The 25268-nt window shown below is 60.6% G+C and carries 26 protein-coding genes; 9 read left to right on the top strand and 17 right to left on the bottom strand.

The window, feature by feature from the left end:
- The first annotated feature begins 274 nt into the window (after positions 1-274).
- The 5 genes from CFII64_RS05375 to pncA all read left to right on the top strand — a co-directional run bounded on the left by CFII64_RS05375 (position 275) and on the right by pncA (position 5689).
- Entirely contained in the window at positions 275-1624 is a 1350-nt protein-coding gene (locus CFII64_RS05375; protein WP_020289755.1) for an MFS transporter, read from the top strand.
- A gap of 30 nt (positions 1625-1654) precedes the next feature.
- Positions 1655-3007, top strand: coding sequence for a glucarate dehydratase (gene gudD / locus CFII64_RS05370; RefSeq protein WP_020289754.1), 1353 nt, complete (start codon positions 1655-1657; stop codon positions 3005-3007).
- Positions 3008-3186: 179 nt separating this feature from the next.
- Positions 3187-3840, top strand: a complete 654-nt coding sequence (locus CFII64_RS05365; protein WP_020289753.1) for a DUF1345 domain-containing protein — start codon at positions 3187-3189, stop codon at positions 3838-3840.
- 105 nt (positions 3841-3945) lie between these two features.
- Positions 3946-4911 (top strand): D-2-hydroxyacid dehydrogenase family protein, encoded by a 966-nt coding sequence (locus CFII64_RS05360; protein WP_020289752.1) that lies wholly within the window; start codon positions 3946-3948, stop codon positions 4909-4911.
- A 139-nt stretch (positions 4912-5050) separates the two neighbouring features.
- Positions 5051-5689 carry a bifunctional nicotinamidase/pyrazinamidase gene (gene pncA, locus CFII64_RS05355; protein ID WP_020289751.1) on the top strand — a complete coding sequence of 213 codons (639 nt, stop codon included), beginning with the start codon at positions 5051-5053 and terminating at the stop codon, positions 5687-5689.
- Positions 5690-5758: 69 nt separating this feature from the next.
- Here pncA and CFII64_RS05350 read toward each other — a convergent pair whose 3' ends face one another.
- Positions 5759-6238, bottom strand: a complete 480-nt coding sequence (locus CFII64_RS05350; RefSeq protein WP_020289750.1) for a GNAT family N-acetyltransferase — start codon at positions 6236-6238, stop codon at positions 5759-5761.
- A gap of 142 nt (positions 6239-6380) precedes the next feature.
- Here CFII64_RS05350 and CFII64_RS05345 point away from each other — a divergent pair, with 142 nt between their 5' ends.
- From CFII64_RS05345 to CFII64_RS05335, 3 genes are all read left to right on the top strand, one after another.
- On the top strand, positions 6381-7292 hold the full coding sequence (locus tag CFII64_RS05345) for a formate/nitrite transporter family protein (protein ID WP_020289749.1): 912 nt from the start codon (positions 6381-6383) through the stop codon (positions 7290-7292).
- A gap of 104 nt (positions 7293-7396) precedes the next feature.
- On the top strand, positions 7397-8080 hold the full coding sequence (locus CFII64_RS05340) for a response regulator transcription factor (protein ID WP_020289748.1): 684 nt from the start codon (positions 7397-7399) through the stop codon (positions 8078-8080).
- A complete protein-coding gene (locus CFII64_RS05335; RefSeq protein ID WP_020289747.1) occupies positions 8058-9449 on the top strand; it encodes a HAMP domain-containing sensor histidine kinase in 1392 nt (463 codons plus the stop codon). Before CFII64_RS05340 ends, CFII64_RS05335 begins: the two co-directional genes overlap by 23 nt.
- On the opposite strand, the gene CFII64_RS05330 is transcribed toward CFII64_RS05335, so the two are convergent.
- The 3 genes from CFII64_RS05330 to CFII64_RS05320 are packed head-to-tail and all read right to left on the bottom strand — an operon-like array spanning position 9433 to position 12405.
- Positions 9433-10302, bottom strand: coding sequence for an amidohydrolase (locus CFII64_RS05330; RefSeq protein ID WP_020289746.1), 870 nt, complete (start codon positions 10300-10302; stop codon positions 9433-9435). The two genes, CFII64_RS05335 and CFII64_RS05330, sit on opposite strands and share 17 nt — an antisense overlap.
- Before the next feature lie 57 nt (positions 10303-10359).
- On the bottom strand, positions 10360-11646 hold the full coding sequence (locus CFII64_RS05325) for an MFS transporter (RefSeq protein WP_020289745.1): 1287 nt from the start codon (positions 11644-11646) through the stop codon (positions 10360-10362).
- A 27-nt stretch (positions 11647-11673) separates the two neighbouring features.
- Positions 11674-12405 carry a GntR family transcriptional regulator gene (locus CFII64_RS05320; protein WP_020289744.1) on the bottom strand — a complete coding sequence of 244 codons (732 nt, stop codon included), beginning with the start codon at positions 12403-12405 and terminating at the stop codon, positions 11674-11676.
- A gap of 169 nt (positions 12406-12574) precedes the next feature.
- On the opposite strand from CFII64_RS05320, the gene CFII64_RS05315 reads away from it, so the two are divergent.
- Positions 12575-13579, top strand: a complete 1005-nt coding sequence (locus tag CFII64_RS05315; protein WP_044901178.1) for a DUF4917 family protein — start codon at positions 12575-12577, stop codon at positions 13577-13579.
- Between the two features lie 215 nt (positions 13580-13794).
- On the opposite strand, the gene CFII64_RS05310 is transcribed toward CFII64_RS05315, so the two are convergent.
- The 13 genes from CFII64_RS05310 to CFII64_RS05250 all read right to left on the bottom strand — a co-directional run bounded on the left by CFII64_RS05310 (position 13795) and on the right by CFII64_RS05250 (position 24955).
- Positions 13795-14526 (bottom strand): alpha/beta hydrolase, encoded by a 732-nt coding sequence (locus CFII64_RS05310; protein WP_020289742.1) that lies wholly within the window; start codon positions 14524-14526, stop codon positions 13795-13797.
- Between the two features lie 72 nt (positions 14527-14598).
- Complete coding sequence (gene gspD, locus CFII64_RS05305) at positions 14599-16902, bottom strand: type II secretion system secretin GspD (protein ID WP_044901200.1); 2304 nt, start codon at positions 16900-16902, stop codon at positions 14599-14601.
- Positions 16902-17426 (bottom strand): general secretion pathway protein GspN, encoded by a 525-nt coding sequence (locus tag CFII64_RS05300; RefSeq protein ID WP_020289740.1) that lies wholly within the window; start codon positions 17424-17426, stop codon positions 16902-16904. The genes gspD and CFII64_RS05300 overlap by 1 nt, the downstream gene beginning before the upstream one ends.
- Complete coding sequence (gspM, locus tag CFII64_RS05295; RefSeq protein ID WP_044901177.1) at positions 17423-18034, bottom strand: type II secretion system protein GspM; 612 nt, start codon at positions 18032-18034, stop codon at positions 17423-17425. Before gspM ends, CFII64_RS05300 begins: the two co-directional genes overlap by 4 nt.
- Positions 18009-19082: a PilN domain-containing protein gene (locus CFII64_RS05290; protein WP_020289738.1), complete on the bottom strand. Its 1074-nt coding sequence runs from the start codon at positions 19080-19082 to the stop codon at positions 18009-18011. The genes gspM and CFII64_RS05290 overlap by 26 nt, the downstream gene beginning before the upstream one ends.
- Positions 19079-19801, bottom strand: coding sequence for a type II secretion system protein GspK (locus CFII64_RS05285; RefSeq protein WP_020289737.1), 723 nt, complete (start codon positions 19799-19801; stop codon positions 19079-19081). Before CFII64_RS05285 ends, CFII64_RS05290 begins: the two co-directional genes overlap by 4 nt.
- Positions 19798-20418: a prepilin-type N-terminal cleavage/methylation domain-containing protein gene (locus CFII64_RS05280; RefSeq protein ID WP_020289736.1), complete on the bottom strand. Its 621-nt coding sequence runs from the start codon at positions 20416-20418 to the stop codon at positions 19798-19800. The genes CFII64_RS05285 and CFII64_RS05280 overlap by 4 nt, the downstream gene beginning before the upstream one ends.
- Complete coding sequence (locus CFII64_RS05275; protein ID WP_020289735.1) at positions 20415-20792, bottom strand: type II secretion system protein J; 378 nt, start codon at positions 20790-20792, stop codon at positions 20415-20417. The genes CFII64_RS05280 and CFII64_RS05275 overlap by 4 nt, the downstream gene beginning before the upstream one ends.
- Positions 20789-21226, bottom strand: a complete 438-nt coding sequence (locus tag CFII64_RS05270; protein ID WP_080290677.1) for a GspH/FimT family pseudopilin — start codon at positions 21224-21226, stop codon at positions 20789-20791. The genes CFII64_RS05275 and CFII64_RS05270 overlap by 4 nt, the downstream gene beginning before the upstream one ends.
- 8 nt (positions 21227-21234) lie before the next feature.
- On the bottom strand, positions 21235-21666 hold the full coding sequence (gspG, locus tag CFII64_RS05265) for a type II secretion system major pseudopilin GspG (RefSeq protein ID WP_020289733.1): 432 nt from the start codon (positions 21664-21666) through the stop codon (positions 21235-21237).
- Positions 21667-21692: 26 nt separating this feature from the next.
- Positions 21693-22895, bottom strand: coding sequence for a type II secretion system inner membrane protein GspF (gene gspF / locus CFII64_RS05260; RefSeq protein ID WP_020289732.1), 1203 nt, complete (start codon positions 22893-22895; stop codon positions 21693-21695).
- Positions 22892-24616 carry a type II secretion system ATPase GspE gene (gene gspE / locus CFII64_RS05255; protein ID WP_044901176.1) on the bottom strand — a complete coding sequence of 575 codons (1725 nt, stop codon included), beginning with the start codon at positions 24614-24616 and terminating at the stop codon, positions 22892-22894. The genes gspF and gspE overlap by 4 nt, the downstream gene beginning before the upstream one ends.
- A 105-nt stretch (positions 24617-24721) precedes the next feature.
- Positions 24722-24955 (bottom strand): hypothetical protein, encoded by a 234-nt coding sequence (locus CFII64_RS05250; RefSeq protein ID WP_020289730.1) that lies wholly within the window; start codon positions 24953-24955, stop codon positions 24722-24724.
- Positions 24956-25268 lie beyond the last annotated feature (313 nt).

Raw genomic sequence — 25268 nt, 5'->3', positions numbered from 1 at the left:
GACCCGCAGCAAAAACGCCAAGAAACGGTTTGATAATTTTTTTTGCGGTGTCGGCAATCAATCCGTAAGCCCGCCTGAACTCAACAAAATAAGGCATATAACGGCCACTTCAGCGTTCCGTCTGCGCCCACACTTCCCCTGCCCGCAAAAAATATCTGACAAAACGAATCGATGTCCTCTTGCGTCACAAGTCGTTACTTGTATGATGTCTATCAACGCAAGCAAGCTAGTTTGCCCAAAACCCGCATAAAAATAACGAGTGGGAGATACACCAGTGAACACATCCAATACCAGGGTGAGTGACGGCGCGGATTCGGCTTTGCTTTCGGCGGTATCGAAAGTAAAGCGTCACGTTCTGCCGCTGTTCGTCATCATGTTTATCGTCAATTACATCGACCGGGTGAACATCGGCTTCGTGCGTTCGCACATGGAGCACGATCTGGGCATCGGTGCTGCCGCCTACGGGTTTGGTGCCGGACTGTTCTTTATCGGTTACGCGCTGTTCGAAGTCCCTTCCAATATGCTCCTGCAAAAAGTCGGCGCCCGTATCTGGCTGACGCGCATCATGTTCACCTGGGGCATCGTCGCTGCCTGCATGGCGTTCATCCAGAACGAAACCCACTTCTATATCCTGCGTTTCCTGCTCGGCGTCGCTGAAGCCGGATTCTTCCCTGGCGTGATCTATTACTTCACCCGCTGGCTGCCCGGTGTCGAGCGCGGCAAGGCCATCGCCATCTTTTTGAGCGGCTCGGCCATCGCCTCGCTGATTTCCGGTCCGCTGTCGGGCCTGTTGTTGCAAATCAACGGCTTGGGCATGCACGGCTGGCAATGGATGTACTTCATTGAAGGCATGTTCTCGGTGGGTTTGTGTGCTTTCGTCTGGTTCTGGCTGGACTCCAAACCTCACGATGCCAAATGGCTGACCCGTGAGGAACAGGACGCGCTGGTCAACGCCATCGACGACGAACAACGGGCTCGCGAAGCCGCCAATCCGATCAAGGCGTCGTTGGGCAAGCTGCTCAAGGATCGGCAGATCATCCTGTTTTGCCTGATCTACTTCTTCATTCAGCTGACTATTTATGCCGCGACGTTCTGGCTGCCGAGCATCATCAAGAAAATGGGCGACCTGAGCGACATTCAAGTCGGCTTGTTCAACTCGATCCCCTGGTTGCCGTCGATCATCGGCATGTACGCCTTCGCGTCGCTCTCGGCGAAATGGAAGAAACAACAGGCGTGGGTCGCCGTAGCACTGCTGATTGCCGCCGCCGGGATGTTCATGTCCACCACCGGCAGCCCGATCTTCGCGTTCGTCGCGATCTGCTTTGCGGCGCTGGGCTTCAAGTCCGCATCGTCGCTGTTCTGGCCGATTCCCCAGGCTTATCTGGACGCCCGCATCGCCGCCGGCGTCATTGCCTTGATCAACTCGGTGGGTAACCTGGGTGGCTTCGTTGCACCGACCACCTTCGGGCTGCTGGAACAACATACCGGCTCGATTCAAGGCGGGCTTTACGGCTTGACGGCTACGTCGATCATCGCCGCCATCATCGTCTTCGCCGCCCGCAATACGCCTAAGGTTTCCAACGCCGCAACTGTGATCACTCCAGCACCCGCCGCCCACTCTTGATCGTGTGCCACGACTAATAAGGACTAGAACATGGATACGCTGAACAACCAGACCATCAACAAAGCGCCTGTCATCACCAGCATGCAAGTGATTCCGGTGGCCGGTCACGATGACATGCTGCTTAATCTGAGCGGTGCGCACGGGCCGTTTTTCACCCGCAATATCGTGATTCTCAAGGACAACGCCGGACACACCGGCGTCGGCGAAGTGCCCGGCGGCGAGCGCATTCGCCAGACCCTGGAAGACGCTCGACAATTGGTGGTCGGCAGCGCCATCGGCAATTATCAGAAGATCCTCAACTCGGTGCGCCAGGCTTTCGCTGAGCGCGACTCTGGCGGCCGCGGCCAGCAGACGTTCGACCTGCGGGTAACGATTCACGCAGTCACCGGTATTGAAGCCGCCCTGCTCGACCTGCTCGGTCAATATCTGGACGTGCCGGTCGCCGCCTTGCTGGGCGAAGGTCAGCAGCGCGACGAAGTGAAAATGCTCGGTTATCTGTTCTACGTCGGCGATCGCAACCAGACGGATCTGGCCTATCGCGGCGAGCCTGATGCCGATAACGACTGGTTCCGCCTGCGCCACGAAAAAGCCCTGACCGCCGACGCCGTGGTGCGCCTGGCCGAAGCCGCGCATCAACGCTATGGCTTCCAGGACTTCAAGCTCAAGGGCGGCGTGCTCAGCGGCGACGACGAAATCCAGGCGGTGACTGCACTGGCCGAACGCTTCCCCGAGGCGCGCATCACCCTTGATCCGAATGGCGCATGGTCACTGAAAGAAGCCATTCGCCTGTGCCGGGATCAGCATCACGTGCTGGCTTATGCCGAAGACCCATGCGGCGCGGAAAACGGCTACTCGGGCCGTGAAGTCATGGCTGAATTCCGCCGAGCCACGGGCCTCAAGACCGCGACCAACATGATCGCCACCGACTGGCGGGAGATGGGTCACGCGATTCAGCTGCAATCGGTGGATATCCCCCTGGCCGATCCGCACTTCTGGACCATGCAGGGTTCGGTGCGTGTCGCGCAGATGTGCAACGAATGGGGCCTGACCTGGGGCTCGCATTCCAACAATCACTTCGATATTTCCCTGGCGATGTTCACCCACGTGGCGGCAGCGGCACCGGGCAATATCACGGCTATCGACACCCACTGGATCTGGCAGGACGGCCAGCGCCTGACCAAAGCGCCATTGCAGATCGTCGGCGGTTGCGTGCAGGTGCCGAAAAAACCCGGCCTGGGCGTCGAGCTGGACATGGATCAAGTGCAAAAAGCCCACGAACTCTATAAAGGCATGGGTCTTGGCGCACGAGACGACAGCGTGGCGATGCAGTTTTTGATTCCGGACTGGAAATTCAACAACAAACAGCCGTGTCTGGTGCGTTGATTCCATAAATACCCCCTCGCTCCAACGAGACCGGTGTTTGCCGTGCGACAGAGCTCTAACTGAGACTTCGACAGATTTGCCAAGCTGGCACACGGCGCGCAACCCCCTTGCGCGCCGTTTTTTCTACCCGCGCAACGGCCGTGCTAAGGTTTGCGGACCTTTTGTCTCGATGCCCTGCCATGTCCCATATCGCTCACACCCACCCCCGCCTGAGCATCGCTGCAGGCCTGGGCCTGATCAGCGGTTTCGCGTCGGCGATCATCGCTCCGGACATTTCTTTAACCACCAAATGCCTGATCGCCTGGAACGTCGGGGTGTGGATTTACCTTGGGCTGATCATGCTGCGCACCTTTCGCACCAATGCCGAAGACGTCGAGCGGATTTCCCTGATCGAGGACGAAAACGCCAGCCAGGTGCTGTTCACTGTGTGCATTGCCGCCTTGGCCAGCCTCGCGGCGATTACGTTGGAGCTGGCCGGCACCAAGGCAATGACCAGCGACGCCCGAGCCCTGCATTACGCCTTCACCGGCCTGACCATTGTCGGTTCGTGGCTGGTCACCGGGGTGATTTTCAGCCTGCATTACGCGCGACTGTTTTACACCTGGAAAGGCAAGGAACCGGCGCTGCGCTTCGCCGACGGCGAACTGCACCCTGATTACTGGGACTTCCTCTACTTCTCGTTCACCCTCAGCGTCGCGGTGCAGACTTCAGACGTGGGCGTGGCGACCCACGGGCTGCGCAAGACTGTTCTATCCCAATGCCTGATCGGCTTCGTTTTCAATACGGCCATTCTCGGTTTTTCCATCAACATTGCCGCCGGGCTTTTCGGCTGACGGCGCTTTTGACGCAACATCTGGTTTCCCGCGCCGATGGTCTGGCGTTAAGGTAAGCGCACAACCCTAAAAACCTTTCCTTTGCTTTAGCGAGGCGATCTTCAAATGACTCAACGTTCTCCTGCGAGAATTGCGGTGCTTGACGACTGGCAGTCCGTGGCCAGCGACGTCGTGGAATGGTCGGTATTGAACAGCATTGGCGAAGTCACCTTCCTCCACGAATTTCCAGCCGACACGGACAGCATGGCCGCGCGCCTGCAGTCATTCGATGTCATTTGCGTGATGCGCGAACGCAGCAGCTTCGATGAAGCCTTGCTCAGCCAGCTGCCGCACCTGAAATTGCTGGTTACCGGCGGTATGCGCAATGCGGCGATTGACGTAAAGGCCGCCGGCAAGCTTGGCATCCAGGTGTGCGGCACCGACAGCTACAAACATGCCGCCCCGGAACTGACCTGGGCGTTGATCATGGGCATCACCCGCAATCTGGTGGATGAGGCCAATGCTCTGCGCAGCGGCCAATGGCAAATGGGCCTGGGCAGCGATCTGCATGGCAAAACGCTGGGCATCCTCGGCCTGGGCAGCATCGGCAAATGGATCGCCCGCTACGGCCAGGCCTTCGGCATGAATGTCATTGCCTGGAGCGAAAACCTCACCGCCGAGGCGGCTGCCGAATCCGGCGTGACCTATGTCAGCAAGCAGCAATTGTTCGAACAGTCCGACGTGCTTTCGGTGCATCTGGTCCTCAGCGATCGCAGTCGCGGGCTGGTGAATGCGCAGGCCTTGAGCTGGATGAAGCCCAGCGCCTACCTGATCAACACCGCGCGCGGGCCGATTGTCGACGAGGCGGCATTGATTGAAACCCTGCAACAACGGCGCATCGCCGGCGCCGCGCTGGATGTGTTCGCCATTGAACCGCTGCCCGCCGAGCACCCGTTTCGCACGCTGGACAATGTGCTCGCCACCCCGCACATCGGCTACGTGACCGAAAATAATTACCGCACCTTCTTCAGCCAGATGATCGAGGATATCCAGGCCTGGGATGCCGGCGAGCCGATTCGGGTATTTGCCTGAGGCACTCGGGGATAAATCCCCTCCTACAACGGCCTCCACTGTAGGAGGGGACTTGTCCCCGAAAAGGTCACGACCTTTGCCAAAATGTTTGCCGACACGGACGTCTGAATTTCTCAACTTGCGACCAAGGAGCTGCACCATGATCCAGCCTCGATTCGACCTCGACAGCGTCCTGCTGGTCATCGACATGCAATATGACTTCATGCCCGGCGGCGCGCTGGCGGTTGCCGATGGCGATGCGCTGGTGCCGCTGATCAATCGTCTGGGCGAACAATTTCGCGGCGTGGTCATCACTCAGGACTGGCATCCGTCCGGGCACATTTCGTTCGCGTCCAGCCACCCCGGCCGATTGCCGTTCGAAAGCACCATCCTGCCCTACGGTCCGCAAACCTTGTGGCCGGACCATTGCGTGCAGGGCAATCATGGCGCGCTGCTGCACGCGGATCTGGATCTGCCCCATGCGCAACTGATTTTGCGCAAGGGCTGCAATCGGCATATCGACAGCTATTCAGCTTTCCTCGAAGCCGACCGCAGCACGCCGACCGGCCTGGCCAGCTACTTGAAGGAACGTGGTGTGCAGAATGTCTTCGTGGTCGGCCTGGCCCTGGATTTCTGCGTGGCCTGGTCGGCGCTGGACGCCAGGGCTGCGGGCTTCACCACAGTGGTGATTGAAAACGCCTGCCGCGCCATCGATATGAATGGCTCTCTCGACAAAGCCTGGCAGGACATGCTCGCAGCGGGTGTGACGCGAATAGATAGCAGCGAGTTGCTCGGATAGCCATTTTCCTGTAGGACCGGCTTTAGCCGGGAGCACCCCCTCCCGGCTGAAGCCGGTCCTACAAACTTCTTAACCCAACGCAAAACTTTTCAACGTCTCGCCTTCAAGGCGATAGCGCACCCACTCATCCTGCGGCTGTGCGCCGATGGATTTGTAGAAGTCGATGGCCGGCTGGTTCCAGTCCAGCACGCTCCATTCGAAGCGCCCGCAGCCGCTGTCGTAGGCGATTCTGGCCAGCCGCCGCAACAGCGCCTTGCCTGCGCCAACGCCCCGATGCTGCGCCGAGACGAACAGGTCTTCCAGGTACAGCCCCTTGCGCCCCAGCCAAGTGGAATAGCTGAGGAAATACACCGCAAAGCCGATGGGTTCATCGTCAAGGAGGCAGATCAACGCCTTGGCCGGGGATGGCTCGTCGAACAGGCTGCGCTCGATCTCCGCCACGCTGGTCAGCACTTCGTGCTCGGCTTTTTCGTAAATCGCCAGTTCCGTGATAAAGCCCAGAATGACCTTGGCATCGGCCCGGGTCGCTTCGCGGATTTCGAGGGTCAAAACAGTTCTCCTTTTTATGAATTGGGCATCGTTCCGTGCCGAACGATGGGCGGTGGATTGTGTCTTAACCAGCAGCCCGGCGCAGCATTCATCTGTTTGTGCCCTACCCGCGTCAAGCCCCAACCAGCACCAAGGAAGTCGTATGCAAGAGCACACAGAAGGCAAGACCCCGGGTCTATCCGCTGAAGAAGAGCGTGAAGTCGATAAAAACCAGCCGCCACGCGCGGCGGTACTCCACGAGACTATCCGCATTCAGGGCGATCATGAACTGGAGCGCAGCGTTGCGGCGCTCTGGTGGTCAGCGCTGGCTGCGGGCCTGACCATGGGCCTGTCGTTGATGGCCATGGGTTTGTTCAAGTCGCGCCTGGCGGATGTCGAAGCCAGTCATGTGATCGCCAGTCTGGGTTACTCGGCAGGGTTCCTCGCGGTCATTCTCGCCCGCCAGCAACTGTTCACTGAAAACACCATCACTGCTGTACTGCCGGTGATGAGCAAGCCGACGCTGACCAATTTCGGTCGCTTGTTCCGCTTGTGGGGCGTGGTGCTGGTGGGCAATCTGTGCGGCACGCTGCTGGTTGCCTACGTGATGCTGCATTTGCCGATTTTTGATACCAAGACCGACGAAGCCTTTCTGGAAATCGGCCGCAAGGTCATGGAAAACGACGTCACGCACATGTTTTCCAAAGGCATCGTGTCCGGCTGGATGATCGCCACCATGGTGTGGATGATTGCGTCCATGGAAGCAGCGAAGATCTGGATCATCATCCTCATCACCTACCTGATGGCACTGGGCGACTTCACCCACATCGTCGTCGGTTCCGCTGAAGCCGGGTATCTGGTGTTCGCCGGCGAGCTGTCCTGGCAGGACTTCTGGCTGGTTTTTGCCGGACCGACCCTGGCGGGCAATATCATCGGCGGCAGCTTTATCTTCGCCCTGATCAGCCATGCGCAGATCCGCAGCGAGAACGACACCACCGCGAAAATGGAACGCGACCGCAAAGCCAGGGTTCTGGCCAAGAAGCAGCAGGATGAGAAGGATCAGGCTGCCGGCTGACGTTCAGCCAGGGACAGGCCCGGCACATGAAAATCTTTTCAGAAACCGGGCCCGGGTTTGCAGGCAGAATACGGCTTTGGCCGTCACCCTTTCAGGCAGGCAACATGACCCGAATTCTGACCATCGAAGACGACGCCGTCACGGCACAGGAAATCGTTGCCGAACTGAGCAGCCATGGACTCGACGTCGACTGGGTCGACAATGGCCGTGAAGGCCTGGCGCGGGCGGTCAGCGGTGACTACGACCTGATCACCCTGGATCGCATGCTGCCGGAAGTCGACGGCCTGGCGATTGTCACCACTTTGCGCGCCCAAGGCATTTACACCCCGATTCTGATGATTAGCGCCCTTTCCGATGTGGACGAACGGGTACGCGGCCTGCGTGCCGGTGGCGATGATTACCTGGCCAAACCCTTTGCCTCCGACGAAATGGCCGCGCGCGTTGAAGTCCTGCTGCGCCGACGTAATCCGGTGGCGGCCGCGGAAACCCTGTTGCGGGTTGCCGATCTTGAGCTGAACCTGATCAAGCGCGAAGCCACGCGCGGCAAACAGCCGCTGACGTTGCTGCCGACCGAATACAAGCTGCTGGAATTCATGATGCGCAACAGCGGGCAGATCATCACCCGCATGATGATCTTCGAAGAAGTCTGGGGTTATCACTTCGATCCCGGCACCAACCTGATCGACGTGCATATCGGTCGCTTGCGCAAGAAACTCGATCCACCCGGCATGACCCCGCTGATTCGAACCGTGCGAGGCTCGGGCTATGTCATTGCTGAACCCGTCTAACGGCTGGCGTTCTTCCAGCAGCCGCTTGCTGGCGCTGTACAGTTTTCTGTTCGTGGCCTGGAGCTGCACCCTGATCGGCGTGGTGTACTGGGAAGTCACCAGTTATCTGGATAACCTGGCCCGCCACTCCCTCATGCAACGCCAACAATTGTTCGCCCGCTTTCAGGGCGAACAGCTGGTCGAAGCGCTGGCCACCAGCATGACCTTCGACATGCGCGCCGTGGACGCCTACGGCCTGTTCGACGCGCGGTTGCAGCCGTTGGCCGGGCCGATCCGCACCCTCCCGGCCAATCTGCCGCTGGATGGCACGATTCACGAGCTCAACAACTGCGTCGACTCCGATGACCCCGACATGCCGCGCGACAGCTGCGATGCAGTGGCCAGCCGAACCCTGGATGGCCACTGGCTGGTGCTGGTGCGCGACAACGGCTCGCTGTTCGCGGTCACCACGCTGATATTGCATGCCTTGCTCTGGGGTTTGTCGCTGACGATTATTCCCGGCATTGCCGGCTGGCATTTGCTGCGGCGGCGCCCGTTGCGGCGCATTCGCGGCATTCAGGCCAGCGCCGAGGCCATCGTCGCCGGAGACTTGACTCGCCGCCTGCCAGTTTCAACTCGTCGCGACGAACTGGACATGCTGGCGGTGATCGTCAACGCCATGCTCGACCGCATCGAAAAACTGATGAACGAGGTCAAGGGCGTTTGCGACAACATCGCTCACGATCTGCGCACGCCGTTGACCCGCTTGCGGGCGCAGCTGTATCGCATTCAGCAGCAGTCGCCGGAAGACTCGCTGGTCGCCACGCAAATGGATCAAGTGATCGCCGAAGCCGACACGCTGATGGCGCGCTTTCGTGGCTTGCTGCGAATTTCCGAGCTGGAAGATCATCAGCGCCGCTCGGCATTTGTCGAGCTGGAGCCCAAGGCACTGCTCCAGGAAGTGCATGACTTCTACTTACCACTGGCCGAAGAAGGCGGAGTCAGCCTGCATTTACAGGTGGACGACGAGCTGCCGCCGTTGCTCGGTGATCACGCCCTGCTGTTCGAAGCGCTGGCCAATTTGCTGAGCAACTCGATCAAGTTCACACCGCCGGGCGGCAGCGTGATGCTTGGCGCCCGCGCCGAAGGTGCCAGCACCTGCATCACCGTAGAAGACTCCGGCCCCGGCATTCCTGAAGCGGAACGCAAAGCGGTATTCCGACGTTTCTATCGCAGCGAAAACGGCAATCAGCAGAGCGGCTTCGGCCTGGGCTTGTCCATCGTCGCGGCCATCGTCAACCTGCACGGCTTCACGCTGCACATCGGCACCAGTTCGTTGGGCGGCGCGAGTTTGAGTCTGGAGTGTCGGCAGGTTAAGGCGTTGGTTTGAGTTGCAGGAGACTATTAACCACCGAAAAACCAAACAACGCCTGGGGCGCGTCGATCAACAGCGCCCGTCGCACGTTATCCGCGCAGCCTAATGCGTGCAGTTGCTGAATCACGGTATCGAAACTCACGTCCTGCTCATGCTGGGTATGTGGCCAATCGCTGCCCCAGACCAGTCGCTCCAGGCCGAAATGCTTGACCAGTAACGGCAAGGCCGCCTGGGCGAACGTCATGTTCTGCTGATTGCTGCCGCCGAGGCGGTAGATGGCCGAGACTTTTACCCACACCTGGCCAGTAGCACCGGTCTCCAGCAACGCCTGGAATGCCGGGTGTTCAACGCCCGACAGCGCGTCCGGACGGCCGAAGTGATCAATCACGATCTTGCAACCGAAAGGCAACAGCCCGCGAATCACCTGTGGCAAATCAACAACGCCGCGATGCAGTTCCACGTGCCAGCCCAGATCAGCGACATGGCCCAACAGGCGCTGCCACTGAGGGGTGGTAAAGTCCGGCAGCGGCTTGCCCATCAGGTTCAGGCGAATACCGACGATACCCTGCCCGGCCATCTGCGCCAGTTGCTCACGACGGGTGTCGATATCCACCACGGCGACACCGCGCAACTGCTCAGGGGCTTGTTGCAGCGCTGCCAACAGGTAGCGGTTATCGGTGCCCAGAAAGCTCGGTTGCACCAATACGCCGTGACTCAACCCGTGAAGGCGTAATTGCGTCAGGTACGCATCCAGCGGCGCATCGTAATCGGGTGTGTAGCGTCGGCCCGACGTGAGCGTCAGCTCGCGGTTGAAGACATGGGCGTGGCCATCGATGCCGAGGATCGGCGAGGTAAGGGAATCAGGCATGGAACTCATCTTGGGAAAGAAAGGCGCGATGTTGGACATCGCGCCGGGGGCAAAACGTCAGGCTTGCTGCGGGGCTTGGTCGTGTTGGGTATCGGTTGCGGTCGCCGCTGCATCGAGACTGCGGCCACGGGTTTCCGGCAGGCAAAGCGCGGCGAGGACGGCAACGCCGTAAGCGATCCCGGCGTCGATACCAATCGCCGAACCCAGTGACATGGATTCACTCATGTGCCCGACCATGAACGGAAATACCGCTGACAACACACGACCGAAGTTGTAGCAAAAACCAACCCCGGCGCCGCGCACGTCGGCGGGATACAGCTCGTTGAAGAACGCGCCGAGGCTGGCTGGAATACCGGCTGCGAAAAAGCCCAGCGGGAAACCGAGAAACAGCATCTGCGTATTGCTCAGCGGCAGGAATACGTAGCACTGCACAGTGACGACGCAGCACAGGGCGAACAGCAGAATATTCATGCGGCGGCCGATACGGTCGATCAAAAAGCCGCTGGCCACACACCCACACCAGAAGGCGAAGATGATCACCGCCAGGTAACCGCCGGAGTTCAGCACCGACAGGTTGCGTTCAGTCTTGAGAAAAGTCGGCAGCCAGGTCATGACCGCGTGATAACCACCGTGCGCACCAAGGCCCAGCAGGCCACCGAGCAAGGTGACGCGGATCAGTTCAGGACGAAAAATGCCGGCCATGGACTTGAAGAAGCTCGCCGGTTTGGTCTTGGCTTTTTGCAGGCGCTGGAAGCTGTCGGGCTCTTCGACATTGCGACGCACCCAGATGATCATCAGCGACGGCAACAGACCAACCAGGAACATCACGCGCCAGGCCATGTCTTGCGGGACAAAAGAATAAATCAGGGTAAACACGCCGACCGCCAGACCCCAGCCCACGGCCCATGCGCTCTGCACGGTGCCCATGACTTTGCCGCGATATTTCGACTGGATGGTTTCCGCCATCAGCACCGCGCCCGCCGCCCACTCGCCGCCGATACCGAAGCCTTGCAGCGCCTTGACGATCAGCAGTTGATGGAAGCCGGTCACGAACGCCGAAAGGAAGGTGAACACCGAAAACCAGAGAATCATCCATTGCAGCGTGCGCACTCGGCCGTAACGGTCCGACAACGTGCCACCGACCCAGCCACCCAATGCCGAAGTGACCAGCGTCACACCGCTGATCAAGCCTGCGTCACCTTTGGTCAGGGCAAAGGCGGCAATCAGCGCTGGGATCGCCAGGCCGAACATTTGCACTTCGAGGGCATCCAGCGACCAGCCGCCGAAGCAGGCCCAAAACGTTTTGCGCTCACGAGGAGTGACTTGGCGATACCAACTGAACATGTTTTTATCCTTATGTTGTACGTGCTGTCAGCGGATCTCGACGCTGTAGCGGAAGTGGCTGGCGTGGCCGCGTGAGCGACGCCATTCCAGAGGCTGGCCAGCGTAATTGCGGGCCAGACGTTCGATCACCACCACCGGGCTGTTTTGCGGAATGTGCAGCAATCGCGCATGCACATCACTGACGGACTCGGCGGTCAGGGTTTCTTCGGCGTAGGCCACGACCTGGCCGCACAGGGTTTCGTAGATCGGATAAAGCAACGGACCGTGCAGCTGCAGATCGGTATCCAGCAGCGCCTGGAACAGCACGCGCGGCAACCAGATTTCTTCAGCGAGCACCGGTTGCGCATCCAGCAGCCGCAGCCGCACCAGGCGAATCACCGGCGCATCGGGAATCAGGCCCAGGGCCTGGCTGACAGCGGAAGGCGCAATCATCGGTTCAATGGACAGAATCCGGCTCTCGGGAACCTGGCGTTCGCCGGCAGCGGTCTGGAAGCGGAAAAAACGAAACAGCGAAGACTGGAACTGCGGACGGCGAATGTAAGTGCCCCGCCCCTGCTGCCGTTCGAGAATATTGTCGGCGACCAGCATGTCGATGGCCTTGCGCACCGTGCCGGTGGACAGGCAATACTCGCTGGACAGCGCCGCTTCAGTGGGAATCGCTTCGCCCGGACGCCAGCGGTTATTGGCGATCTGCTCGGCCAGTTGGTCACGCAGGCGTTGGTAAAGCGGGAGACGTTCGTCGCTGGAGAGTCTGTTCATATTGTTATTGGTCTAGTCATCTATATGAATTTGAGCGGAAGTATTGTCTCGTTCTAAATGCCCGTCAAGGCCAAGACAAGCAATTCTCATAGATCCTTTTTCTATAAGATGGCAGGCATTTGCCACCGAGCTACCGTCGGCGGCGATATTGAACCCGGCACCGAGTGAGATGATGCAATTGACCGATATTGATGCCGAACTGGCGAACTGGAACGATCTGCAACCCACCAGCCCAAGCTGGGGCCTGCTGCTGGGTAACGGCGCGAGCCTGGCCGTGTGGAAGAATTTCGCCTATGAATCGCTGTTCGACCTGTCCCAGACCACCCGCAACAATCCCATGAGCCGTACCGAGCTGGCCGTGTTCAGCGCCATGGAAACGAGTAATTTCGAGCCGGTGCTGGCCGCACTGAAATCGGCAATGCGTGTCAACGCCGCCCTGACCATCAGCTCCTCTTCGCCGCGTAACCGTTACTTTGCGATCAAGGAAGCGCTGATTCACGCGATCCGCTCGGTGCACATTCCGTGGAAACTGATCGAGGCCAAAACCCTCGCGCATCTGAATAGTGCGTTGCAGCAGTATTCCAGCGTGTACTCCAGCAACTACGATCTGCTCGCGTATTGGGCGGTGATGCATGCGCCTGAGCACTTCGACGATCTGTTCAACGATGAGGCAACGTTCAATCTGCATGCAGCGCAGGCCAAAGCCACCCGCGTGCTGTATTTGCACGGCGGCATGCATCTGGTGAAAAACCTCGATGGCACGGTGCGCAAGCTGCTGTCTTCGGAAAGTACCCTGCTGGGCAGCTTCGCCATCAACGCGCTGGACGACGTGCCGCTGTTTGTCTGTGAAGGAACCAGCGCGGAAAAAATGAAGATGATCCGCACCTCGGATTACCTGTCGTTCTGCCACGCACAACTGGCAAAGCACGCTGATGCACTGTGTATCTTCGGCCACGCGCTGGGCAAACAGGACGCACACATCCTCGCCGCAATCCGCCAGGCCAAACCGCAACACATTGCGATTTCAGTGCTGCCGCGCAGCGCTGCATTCGTTGAGTTTCAGAAGCGTCATTACCTTGAGCTGTTCAGCGACATGCAGACGCAACTGAGCTTTTTCGACGCCAAGAGCCACCCGCTGGGCAGCCCGGATTTGCTGGTTGCGGCAAAACCGTAGCGCGGTAGGTATTTGTACGGCCCGCGAAGGTTCCATTTTTTCAGGCCTGTGGGAGGGAACGGGCCAGCATCATTTCGCCTGACCCACCCAGTGTCTGCGCCACCCTCTTCCCGGACAAGTCCGGTCCTACCTGCCCTGCGCGAAACCGGTAGGAGGGGACTCGTCCCCGATGGCGTCGCCAGCGGCGTACCTGAGATACCGAGTCCCAACAGCTATCAGCCAGCGACTTTCTTCAGCCACGCCTGCAGATCATTGACTTCCGCTTCGCTGATGGTATGGCCGACGCCGGAATAGCTGTGAAACTCAGGCGTTATCCCGAGGGTTTTCACATAGGCATCTGCTTCTTTCGCACCGCTGTACGACACACGCGAATCGGCAGTGCCATGACCGATGAACACGGCCAGGTTCTTGAGCTGCGCATCAGGCTTTGCCTTGGCCTGCAATTCGGCGCGCAGTACCGGCAACAGCCGGCCACTCAACGCCGCGATACCACCGACCTGCTCCGGATGGCGCAGCCCGACTTCGTAACTCATCATCGCGCCCTGGCTGAAGCCCACCAGGAAAACTTTGCCGGGCTGCGTGTGGTATTTCTCGGTAGCGGCCTTGATGAAGCGGCTTAACAACTCGCCACTGTTTTTCAGATCCACAGTCACGCCGTCATATTCTTCTGTCTTTGGTTTTTTGCTGAACCACTGATAGCTGCCGGGTTGCAGCTGCACCGGGGCGCGCACTGACAGGTAGTTGTAATCGGCCGCGAGCACGTCCTTGATGCCGAACAAGTCTTTCTCGTTGCTGCCGTAGCCATGCATGAAGATGACCAGTGGCTTGTCCCTGGAATCAGTGCTGGCCTGGGCCAGATAACTCAAGGGCAAGTCGGTCTGCAGCGCGTCCTGCGCCTGAACCAGCCCCGAACACACCAACAGCAGTGCAGCAAAAAACTTCAGCATATCGTCATGACCTCATAAGGGCGCCGCCGGATCAGGCGGCGCGATGCGGGTGTCGGCCGCCATCATACGCGGTTAATCGTCGAGGCTCTGGCGGGCTTTTTCCGGACGCAGCAATTGCATTTGCTGACGATAATCGTCGGTCACCTGCCGCGACTGGCTGCTGCTGGTAATAACGCGCGGGGTGATCAGGACGATCAGCTCGGTGCGGTCCTTGGTTTTCGTGGTGCTGCCGAACAGCCATTTCAGGCCGGGGATTTTCCCCAGATAAGGCACGGCGGTGCCGCTGTCGCTGTTGTCCTGCTTGATCAAACCGCCAAGTAATACGGTCTGGCCACTTTGCACCGCCACTTGCGTGGAAACCGAACGGGTCGAGATGCGCGGATTGGTCTGGGTGTCCGTGGTCGCGCCCGCATCGCTGACTTGCTGTTGAATGTCCATGTACACCAGTCCGCCCGGATTGATTCGCGGCACGACATCGAGGATCACCCCGGTCTGAATGTACTCGACGCTGCTCAACGTGGTGTCGGAGTTAGTGGTGTTGACGGTGGTCTGGCTGATGGGGATGTTGTCGCCGACCTGGATCTGCGCCGACTGATTGTTCATCACCACCAACGACGGCGCCGACAGCACTTGCGTGCGACCATTGGTTTCCAGCGCGTGCAAGGCGATCTGCAAATTGGTGCTGACGAACGAGTAGAACAGCGAGTCCGCGCCGAGCCCCGCGCCACCAGCGCCCAATGCGCCCTGGCTACCGGCCGCGTTGGCGACGGTGGTGCTGCTGGAATTACCCGCCAGCCGCCCGAGGTACCATTGCACCCCGAGTTCCAGGGAGCCGCTGAGTTTCACTTCAAGAATGCGCGTCTCGATCTGCACTTGCAGGGGCGGATTGTCCAGGCGCTTGATCGCGACTTCAATCTCCTTCCACTGCGCCGGACGCGTGCGTACCAGCAACTGGTTGCTGCTCTTTTGCGCGGTGATCCGGGTGCTGGAATCAAGGGTTTTTGCTGCTGTGCCGGACTCGCCGCCCTGCTCTGCGCTGCTGTCGGCTGCGCTGTCCTGGCTTTCGTCATCGGTTTCGGCGTCCGCATCCTGCTCTGCTTCGGCATTGGAATTTTGCGTGTTGCCCATGCCCATCCCGCTGCTGTTGCCCAGGCCGCCGCTGCTGTTCATGCCGCCGCTGCCCATGCCGCCAGCGCTGCTGCCGGAGTTGAGCGAAGCCATGGTTTTGGTGCGCAGGCCCGGCGCAACTTTCGCTGCCGCGTCGTCCTTGATCGCGCCATTGCCGTAGATCTGCCGCAGGTACTTGGCCAGGTCGGAAGCTTTCATGTTGCGCACGTCGTAGACGTACATTTGCGGCTCGTTGCCGCCGCCTTCGTCGATGGTGTGAATCCACTCGCCCACTTCGCGCAGGTACTCGGGCTGCGACGAGATCGCCACAATCGAGTTGGTCCGCTCCACCGGCAGGAAACGCACCATGCCCGCCAAGGGCATGCCGCTGTCGGGACCGAACATTTTCTGCAGCTCGGGCATCAGCTCGCCCACCGACGCACGTTGCAGGCCGTACACGCCCACCGACATACCTTTGAGCCAGTCCACGTCGAAGGTGTCGATGGTTTCCTGATAGTTGGCCAATTCGTCCGGCGTACCGGCCAGGCTCAACACATTGCGCGCCGGGTCCACCAGCAGGAAGGCGTTTTCCCGGGCGAACGGCTTGAGCAGCTTCTGCATTTCCGTGGCCGAGATGTAGCGCAGCGGAAACAGCCGCGCGGACATGCCGTTGGAGGGCTGCGCCACGGCCATTTCCGGCACCAGCTTGCCAGCCACCGCCTGGCTGGCGGGCAGGATCACGTAGCGATCACCCTGTTTGATCATGGCGTTGTCGGTCCAGGACAGCAGGGTTTCCAGAATCGACAGCGCCTGCTTCTTGTTCACCGGTTTGGAGGTCGAAAAACTCACGTCGCCCTTCACGCCCTGGGCGATGCTGTAATTCTCGTGCAGCAGGTCGCCCATGACGCTGTTGATCACCGCTTCAATCGGCTGATTGGTGAAGTTGAAGACGATATCGCCGCTTTCCCCGGCCCGCGCCGCCGGTGCCGCTGCCGGTTTACGCACGAACTGTTGATTGCCACGGATCAACTGCCGCGAAGGCGCGGTAGCGGCCTGCGGTTGCTGGGTATCGGCTGGCGGCAATTCGCTGCGCGGGTCTACCGGGGCACGTTGCGAACCGGTGCCTTGCAGGGCCTCGCGCATCAGGCCGTCATCCTGATCGACAGAGCTGGGGGTAGACGCGCAGCCGCCAAGGGCGACAGCGGTGGCAAGGCAAAGCATGGGGGTGCGCAAGGTGGCTATGTTACGAACTCCTGGAAAAGTAGCGATCACGGGGTGGACTCACGGGGAAGAGAAATCGGGGGTGTATTGGACGGCGGCGGCAAACGCGGCGCGCGCAGGCTCAGGGTCTGGGTGCGGCCGTCGGAAAAAAATTCGGCTTGCGTCGGGGTCAGCTTGTCGAGCTTCCAGCCGTTGGGCAGCGCCTGGCCCTGGTGTATTTTCAGGGGCGGGCCATCGGCGCGCTTGATCAGCGCCACGCGCAGCTCGCCGTCGATCATCACGCCAGTCAAGGTCAGACCGGCCAGATTGGAAACCTGAGTCTGCTGGGTGGAACGGTCGGGGCTGCGATCCGTGCTGAACAACGGCGCTTGCCAGGTGGCCGACAGGCTTTGCAGGCTGGCGTCGGGCGCGACATGGGTTTTGCCCGCGTCGTCAATCAGATTGCGCGGTGCTCTTTCCGGCAACCAGCCGGGAGAATCTGCCACGCCGCCAAGAATGCCGGCGATCAGCAAAGCCAGAATCAGCGCGACGCCCAGCAGGCTCATTTCAGCAGCCCGTAATGAACCGATCATGGGGCGGTCTCCACAATGGCGGCCGGTTGCAGATAACCGCGCACCAAGAGATGCGCCACCAGCTTGCCGGCGCCGCCTTTGGCCGGGGCGTTGGCATCGCGGCGCACGCTCATTTCATCGACGAACAGGAACGGCCGCTGGTATTCCAGCTCGTGCAGAATCGCCGTCAGCGGCTCGATGCCGCATTCCAGGGTAAGGCTGACTTTGACCTGTCGATACGGCTCGGCGCCATCCTGTTCCGGGGTGATCGGCATGCGCTGGGTCAGGCTGCAACCGGCGCCGGTGCTGGCGTGGCGGTTGATCAGGTCGGCAATGCGCTGCATCAGGTCGGCGGCGACGGCGCTGGGATCTTCACCGGGCAACAGGCTGGTGCTGCTCGCCGGATCGTTGCGGGCTTGCTCCAGTTGTTGTTTCAGCGAATCGCCCTGGCGCAGCAGACCGCCATAACGTTGCTGCTGTTCACGCAACTGCTCGGCCTGCTCGTTCATATTCCGCAGCGGTCCGGCAAACCAGCTGTCAACGAACAGCCAGTAGCCGGCGCCGAGCAGCAGTGCCAGCACGATCAACGCCGCGCCGCGACGTTCACGGGGTGTCAGTGGTCGGCGCATCGGCGGCCTCCTGATGCAGGTGGGCGCGCAAGGAAAAATGATCCTTGCCGGTTTGCGCGTCGGGTTGAATCACGCCCTGGAACTGCGCGTTCTCCAGGCTGTGGCAATCCTTGATGCGCGCGATCAAGGCACTGGCCTTGGCGCTCTGCCCGGAGAAGGACACTTCGGCGCTGTCATTGATTTCCAGTTGGTCGATCCAGGTGTCGCGCGGCAGGCAAGCGGTCAGCTCGTTGAGCAGCGCGGCCAGCGGCGGCTGGGCGGCTTTGCGGCGGATCAGGTAATTGGCGGCGCCACGGGTGTTGGTCAGTTGCTGACGGATTTTCTGCACTTCGGCGACTTGGGATTTCTGCGCCCGGACCGTGTTTTCCATCTCGGTCAATAGCCGCTGACGGTCGTCGAGCCACAGCAGCATGGCGGCGATCAGCAAGCCGCCGCACAGCCAGGCGAGTTTGCGTTGCAGGCCCAGACCGCTGCGGCGCTGACGCGGGCGCAGCGGAATCGGCAGCAAGTCGATGCCCATGCGCTGGCCATCACCCCCGCCGACATCCACGGCATGGGGTTGCAGGCCGAAGGTCGCGCATTCGGCGAGGATCTGATCCAGCCGCTCGCGCAAAATGGCCACCAGCGTGACCTGAATCGAAGCGGCGTTGCGGCGTTCCTGACGCGCCACGAAATACAGTTGCGCAGCGTCGAACGGGGTAAAGCGATCCAGCTCATAACCGACCACCGTGGCCAGATTGCGCGCGGCTGCCAGGGGCAGTTGCAGGGTTTGTATTAGCACCGCCGAGGGTGGCAGGAGAAGAATCTGCTGCACTTCGGCAGGCAGCACCGGCAACGGCGCGGTCAACGGCCAAGCGTGCAGCTGCTGCGGCGTGTCGTGGATCAACAACCGTTGCAGTTTCTGCGGCAGGCAGGCACGCAACTCGACCAGCCACAAGTGCCAGCCGCGTTGCAGCAGACTGCCGCGCCACTCCTGGGCGATGCGTTCGACCAGGGCCAATACCGGCGCTGGCAGCGTCGTCAGCCGCGCTGAAATAAATCGATTCATTCTTGCCAACGCAGCACCCGATAAGGCTGTGCGCTTCCCTCCGATGGGCTCAATAAAACAGTGGTTTGCAAACGGGCCGCAAAGCCGCCCGTGCGTTGTGCCCGACTATCGATCATCAACACTTGTCCCGCATCAGCGCCAACCGCGCTCTGATTGGGCAGGTTCAACGCCCGGCGCACCAACCCCGAAGCAAAGGCCGGATCGGGCCGATCCATCCCGCTCCATAAGGTCACTTCCGGCAGCAGGCGCAGGTAAAGCGCCTGAGTCATACCCGGCAGCTGACGCACTTCTTCAATCACCCGCAACGGCGGCGAGCCATTGCCCCGTCGACCGTTCAGTGCCTGAGCCATGGCCGCGGCCTGGTCTTTACCTGCCCCGCACGCCTGCGCCACTCGCGCGATATCGCCCACCACCGCGCTGTTCAAATCCAGCTTGCCGCGTTCGCTGCGCACGCTGACCAGCAGCTGCGCGTCATCGAAACGCAGGGCGATGTCCCGGCCATCGGCGATCCAGCGCTTGCGCTGGGCCGGATCGGCCAGCCCTTGCACCGCCAGCGCCAAACCCGCTTCGGCGGCCAACAGCGCTTGAGTGTGCTGACGGGCGAACAGCGCCTGACGGGTTTCCAGCTGCACCCAACCTGCCAACCCGCCCAGCAACAAACTGAGCAAGGCCAGCGCCCACAGCACCAGCAACAATGCGACGCCCCGTTCGTGCTTCATTGGCCGCCCGCCCCGCCGGACAGATCCAGACGCAAGGCCACCACTTCCGCCAGCCACGGCACCGGGCCGTTGACCTTGGCGTCGATCCGCACAGCGCGGGGCAGACGCGTCGGCCACGGCCAATCACTGATCCAGCCGGTCGCTTCACCTTTGGGTGACACGCCGCGATAGCTGAGTTGCAGCTCTTCAACGTCATGCACCAGCACTTGCGGGTCGCCCCAGGGTTTGGCGACGGTGCCGTCGGCGCTGGACTGAACCTGAGCGAACGCCACTTGCAGATCACCGCCCTTGAGCTCCAGGGTATGCAGCTGAATCCCGCCGCCCAAGGTGCCCGGCAAGGTGGCCACGAACTGCAAACGTTGCGCCGAGCCGACAAAAAAACCGCTGCTTTCGCTGTCGTCTTCCGAACTGTCCAGCGGCAACGCCTGGCCGATGGAACTGCGCAAAAAGCGCTGCGCCGCGCGCATTTCGTCCAGACTGGTGGTGTAACGCTGCGCCTTGAGCACCGCGCGATTGGCACCCAGCAATGCGCCGCCGACCAAGGTCAGCAGCACGCCCATCAGGCTCAGCACCAGCAGGATTTCCAGCAGCGTGAAGCCGCGCTGGCGCTGCTTCACGCGCCCGCCTTGTCAGTCAGCCCGCGCAGCTTCAGCGTGCTGAAAGTCGCCTTGCGACGCGCTTCACTGACGGTCAGGTCCAGGCGAAACAAACGCGCCTGACCAGCCTTGGTGGGCTGCTGACTGATCTCCAGCTGCCAGTTGATGTCGCCGTCGAGGACGCCGTTGCGCGTACCACTACGCAACGGCCCGGCGGCTTCCTGATCGAACACCGTGCGCGCCGCGTGACTGAGTCGATCGCTGCGCGAAACCTGTTGCAACGAGCGCGCGCTCTGACCGAAGGCAACCAGCAACACGCTGCTGCACACCGCCATGACGGTCAGTGCAGCCAGCATTTCCAGTAAGGTAAAACCTGTCTGGGCGTTGCGTTTCATTGCAACGCCTTGGACTGCACACTGCCCGTCAACCAACCGATATCGATGCGCCAACGACGATCTCCATTGGCCAGCATCACATTGCCGCCGGTCGAACCACCATCGGGATAAAACTCCACGGTCGAACCCATCTCGGCAGCAGTCTGCAAGGTGACCTTCAGCTGCGCAGGCCACTGGCGCATCGGTTGTCCGGGCGCCTGAAAGGCTTTTTTACGCAGATCAAACACGGTTCTGGCCGGTTGCCCGGTGACAATCGCGTTGACCCGGGTTGCACGGAGCGCATCAACCATCTGCCCGACGGCCTGACGTTCCCGGGCCGCGTGCAAGCCCTGTTGCAAGCCAAAACCCACCAGGCCAACGGCGATGCTCATCAAGACGATGACCACCAGCATTTCCATCAGCGTGAAACCACGGCTCGCAGCAGGCATTCGCATAAAACGGGTTATTCCCAGTTGCCCAGGTCAGCGCTGTAACCTTCGCCGCCCGGCTGGCCGTCCTGACCATAGAAAATCAGATCAAAAGTGCCGTGCTGGCCGGGGAAGCGATAACCGAAGGCGTGACCGAACGGGTCTTTCAGGTCCGATGGCTTGGCATACGGGCCCGCCCAGCCAGCAGCATTGCCGGATTTTTCCACCAGCTGTTGCAGGCTTTTCGGCGGCGACCCGACGTCCAGGCCGTAGCTTTCGATTTTCATGCCCAGGCTGGCCAATTGCGCCTTGCCCGCGCCGTATTTGCCCTTGTCGACGTTACCGCCCACCTGGCGCACGACAATCGTCGCCACGATGCCCAGCAGGACGATGACCGCAAGCATTTCCAGCAGGGTGAAACCGCCTTGTTTGCGGCTGGATACAGCGTTGAATCGGGTACGGCTCATTGCGTTGAATCCTCAAGTTTTCCAATTCAGATATTGCTGGTCAGGCTCATCAGCGGCAGCATGATGGCGAGCATGATCACCGCCACCATCGCAGCCATGACCACGGTCAGGGTCGGCACCAGCGTCGCGAGCATGCGGTCGATGCCGCGCTTGGCCTCGACGTCGAACACATCGGCAACCTTGAGCAGCATGCTGTCCAGTTCACCGGCCTGTTCGCCGACTTCAATCATTTGCAGCGCCAGGTCCGGCAGCAGCGGTTGCGCACCGAACGCGCTGGCCAGGGTGCCGCCGCCTTTGACCGATTCCGCGGCCTGCGCGACTTGCGCCTGCAACGCGCGATTGGTGCAGACCTGGCGGGCGATCACCAACGCTTGCAGCAAGGCCACGCCGTTATGCAGCAGCGTGCCGAGGGTTCGCGCCAGACGCGCCGCTTCAATGCGCTGCAACAACGGACCAATGATGCGGATGCCCAGCAAGCGCCGGTCGTTGCGCTCGCGGCGTTGCGGGTCGCGCATGCGGATTCGCAACGCCCAGATCGAGCCAATCAGGCCGACCAGCACTGCTAGACCATACGCACTGAGGAACTGGCCGAGGGCCAGGATCACTTCGGTGATCATCGGGATCGGCACGCCCAGATCCTTGAAGATCGGCACAAACTGCGGCACGACATAGGCCAGCAGCAAGGCCAGCGAACCGAGCACGCCGACCACCAGAAACGCCGGATAGATCAGCGCATTGATCACTTCGCCGCGCAGCAACTGGCTGCGCTCCAGGTATTCGCTGAGCTGGCGCAGGGTGCTTTCCAGCGCGCCGCCAGCTTCACCGGCGCGGACCATGCTGATGTACAAGGCGGAAAACTGGTTGCCCTCCTCTTCCAGCGCCACCGACAACGGCTTACCGGCTTTGACTTGTTCGCGAATACGTTCAATGAGGGCGCGGGTTTGCGGCTGGCCGGGTTGCTTGAGCAGAATGCCCAGCGAGCGCTCCAGCGGTTGACCGGCGCCGAGCAAGGTCGCCAGTTGCTGGGTGAAACTGACCAGCGCCGCGCCATTCAACAGCCCGCCGCCAAAGGCGTTGCGCAAACCGCCGATGCCCGCTGCTTCTATATGCAGGACCATCAGGCCGCGTTTTTGCAGCGCCGCTACCGCTGCGGCCTGATCCTTGGCATCGAGGTTGCCGTTCTGCGCAGCGCCCTGGCTGTCGAGGGCGCGGTATTTGAACAGGCTCAATTGCCTTCACCCCGCGTCACGCGCAGCACTTCTTCAAGGGACGTCACGCCGGCAACCGCCTGGCGCAAGCCTTCTTCGTGCAGAGTACGCAAGCCGCCGCGTCGCGCGGCCTGTTCCAGGGTCGCCGCGTCGGCGTGGCGCATCAACAGGCTGCGCAGTTCTTCATTCATGACCAGCAATTCGGTGATCGCGCTGCGGCCGTGATAACCGCCGCCCGGCGCATCGGCGCGCGGCCGGTACAACAGGATCGGGCGTTCGTCGGTATAACGATCAAGCCCGTGTTCTTCAATCAATTCAGGCGGCGCTTCGAACGATTCACGCGTGGCCGGATCAAGGCGGCGCACCAGACGCTGGGCGAGGATGCCATTCACGGTGGAGGCAATCAGGTAGCTTTCAACGCCCATGTCCAGCAAGCGGGTGATACTCGCCGCCGCGCTGTTGGTGTGCAGGGTCGACAGCACCAGGTGACCGGTCAGCGACGATTGAATGGCGATGCGGCAGGTTTCCAGGTCGCGCATCTCGCCGATCATGATCACGTCCGGGTCCTGACGCACGATGGAGCGCAGCGCGCCGGCGAAGTCCAGGCCGATGGCCGGTTTGACCTGAATCTGGTTGATGCCTTCGAGCTGGTATTCCACCGGGTCTTCAACGGTGATGATCTTGCGCTCGGCGGTGTTGAGCCGCGACAGCGCGGTATACAGCGTGGTGGTCTTGCCGGAACCGGTCGGGCCAGTGACCAGCAAAATACCGTGGGGACGTTCCAGCACTTCGAGAAATTCATCGAGACGCTCGCCATCGAAACCCAGGCTTGGAAAGTCGAAGTTGATGGTCTGCCGATCCAGCAGCCGCATCACCACCGACTCGCCGAAGCTGGTGGGCACCGTGGACACCCGCAAATCCAGCTCTTTACCCTGGATGCGCAGCATGATCCGGCCATCCTGCGGCAACCGGCGTTCGGCAATGTCCAGCCGCGCCATGATTTTCACTCGGGAAATCACCGCCGCGGAGGAACTCGACGGCGGCGCTTCGGCTTCGTGCAGCACGCCATCGATGCGATAGCGCACCTTGAGCTGGCTTTCAAAGGGTTCGATGTGAATGTCCGAAGCGCGATTTTCCACCGCACGCTGCATGATCAGGTTGACCAGGCGGATCACCGGCGCTTCGGACGCCATGTCTTTAAGGTGCTCGATGTCCTCAAGGGCACCGCCCTCTTCGTCGAGGTTCTCGATCAAGGTGCCCATCGCCGAACGACCCTGGCCGTAGTAACGCTCGATCAGCGTTTCCACTTCATTACGCGGCCCGATGGACAGCCACACCGGCACGCCACAGGCATAAGCGATGGCCTGAAACGGATACACAACGCTGGGATTGGCCGCCAATACGCGCAGCCCGCCCTGACTCCAGCCCACCGGCACCAGTTGGTACTGGCGCATGAAGCGTTCGGTCAGGGCTGGCAGCGGATCCAGCAAGGGTGGCGCGGAATCGGCGAGCAGCAGCGGCGCATCCAGCAACGCCGACCAGGCTCGAGCCAATTCGAATTCGGAAACCAGCCCCAGGCGCGTCAACAGCCCGAGCAGTTCGGTGCCATCGGACTCCTGGGCCAGACGGCGGGCGCGCTCCAGATCCACGGTTTTCAGACCGGCATTTTCCATCAGCCAGGCACAGACCTGCTCGGCATCGGGAATCAGCAATCGGGAAGCATCGACGGGGACTAGCGGCATGGGCACGGACATCTGTGTAAATCGAAGGAGCAGTGTTCGCAGCGCGCCCTTGAAACAATCGAGCGTGAATCAAGGGAGCCTGCGAGCAGGAATCTCAAAGCGCTATCAATTCGGCGCTTTTTGAGTCGTGGTGGTCTTGGTGGTGCTGCTGGTTGGGCGACCGCCTTTGGTGGTTTGGGTCTTCTGCTTCTGCACGGCTTTGGCGTCGTGAGTCTGGGTCAGCACGGTGGAGTCGGTAGCACCGGACTTTGCATCGGCGTCGGTTGCATCAGCGGCCATGGCAGCACCACAAAGCGCAAAACCCAAAACAACACCTGCACCGATCAAGGGCAACTTCATAAACAATCTCCACACACAAATATATTGAATAGGCACAAGAACATCCTGAGCAACTCAGGACATTTCCCTGCAACTTAACTAGAACTCCGGCACAAGGCCATCAGATGAGCCGGCCTGCGCTGAAAATTCTTAAACCAATCGACCAGTAGGTTTAGCGAGAGTTCAAATTTGTAAGCAAAAAATTCCAAAAACCATTCAAAAGCGATCTGAATGAGCTTTTGTTTGACTTTTTATGACAAGAATTGTCTTAATTATGCCGCTAGCGCCCTGCCAAACCCATTTTTATGATGGCACTTTGATAGCGCGCAAGAAG

The sequence above is a fragment of the Pseudomonas sp. CFII64 genome (genome assembly GCF_000416235.1).
Lineage (GTDB): Bacteria > Pseudomonadota > Gammaproteobacteria > Pseudomonadales > Pseudomonadaceae > Aquipseudomonas.
The sequence above is the reverse complement of the archived record's forward strand: the minus strand, read 5'-3'. Positions and strand labels throughout refer to the sequence as shown.

Excerpts from the sequence above, each read along its gene's own strand:
- gudD (WP_020289754.1), top strand. The coding sequence starts at position 1,655 with ATGGATACGCTGAACAACCAGACCATCAACAAAGCGCCTGTCATCACC.
- CFII64_RS05365 (WP_020289753.1), top strand. The coding sequence starts at position 3,187 with ATGTCCCATATCGCTCACACCCACCCCCGCCTGAGCATCGCTGCAGGC.
- CFII64_RS05360 (WP_020289752.1), top strand. The coding sequence starts at position 3,946 with ATGACTCAACGTTCTCCTGCGAGAATTGCGGTGCTTGACGACTGGCAG.
- pncA (WP_020289751.1), top strand. The coding sequence starts at position 5,051 with ATGATCCAGCCTCGATTCGACCTCGACAGCGTCCTGCTGGTCATCGAC.
- CFII64_RS05345 (WP_020289749.1), top strand. The coding sequence starts at position 6,381 with ATGCAAGAGCACACAGAAGGCAAGACCCCGGGTCTATCCGCTGAAGAA.
- CFII64_RS05340 (WP_020289748.1), top strand. The coding sequence starts at position 7,397 with ATGACCCGAATTCTGACCATCGAAGACGACGCCGTCACGGCACAGGAA.
- CFII64_RS05335 (WP_020289747.1), top strand. The coding sequence starts at position 8,058 with ATGTCATTGCTGAACCCGTCTAACGGCTGGCGTTCTTCCAGCAGCCGC.
- CFII64_RS05330 (WP_020289746.1), bottom strand. The coding sequence starts at position 10,302 with ATGCCTGATTCCCTTACCTCGCCGATCCTCGGCATCGATGGCCACGCC.
- CFII64_RS05325 (WP_020289745.1), bottom strand. The coding sequence starts at position 11,646 with ATGTTCAGTTGGTATCGCCAAGTCACTCCTCGTGAGCGCAAAACGTTT.
- CFII64_RS05320 (WP_020289744.1), bottom strand. The coding sequence starts at position 12,405 with ATGAACAGACTCTCCAGCGACGAACGTCTCCCGCTTTACCAACGCCTG.
- CFII64_RS05315 (WP_044901178.1), top strand. The coding sequence starts at position 12,575 with ATGATGCAATTGACCGATATTGATGCCGAACTGGCGAACTGGAACGAT.
- CFII64_RS05310 (WP_020289742.1), bottom strand. The coding sequence starts at position 14,526 with ATGCTGAAGTTTTTTGCTGCACTGCTGTTGGTGTGTTCGGGGCTGGTT.
- CFII64_RS05300 (WP_020289740.1), bottom strand. The coding sequence starts at position 17,426 with ATGATCGGTTCATTACGGGCTGCTGAAATGAGCCTGCTGGGCGTCGCG.
- gspM (WP_044901177.1), bottom strand. The coding sequence starts at position 18,034 with ATGCGCCGACCACTGACACCCCGTGAACGTCGCGGCGCGGCGTTGATC.
- CFII64_RS05290 (WP_020289738.1), bottom strand. The coding sequence starts at position 19,082 with ATGAATCGATTTATTTCAGCGCGGCTGACGACGCTGCCAGCGCCGGTA.
- CFII64_RS05285 (WP_020289737.1), bottom strand. The coding sequence starts at position 19,801 with ATGAAGCACGAACGGGGCGTCGCATTGTTGCTGGTGCTGTGGGCGCTG.
- CFII64_RS05275 (WP_020289735.1), bottom strand. The coding sequence starts at position 20,792 with ATGAAACGCAACGCCCAGACAGGTTTTACCTTACTGGAAATGCTGGCT.
- CFII64_RS05270 (WP_080290677.1), bottom strand. The coding sequence starts at position 21,226 with ATGCGAATGCCTGCTGCGAGCCGTGGTTTCACGCTGATGGAAATGCTG.
- gspG (WP_020289733.1), bottom strand. The coding sequence starts at position 21,666 with ATGAGCCGTACCCGATTCAACGCTGTATCCAGCCGCAAACAAGGCGGT.
- gspE (WP_044901176.1), bottom strand. The coding sequence starts at position 24,616 with ATGCCGCTAGTCCCCGTCGATGCTTCCCGATTGCTGATTCCCGATGCC.
- CFII64_RS05250 (WP_020289730.1), bottom strand. The coding sequence starts at position 24,955 with ATGAAGTTGCCCTTGATCGGTGCAGGTGTTGTTTTGGGTTTTGCGCTT.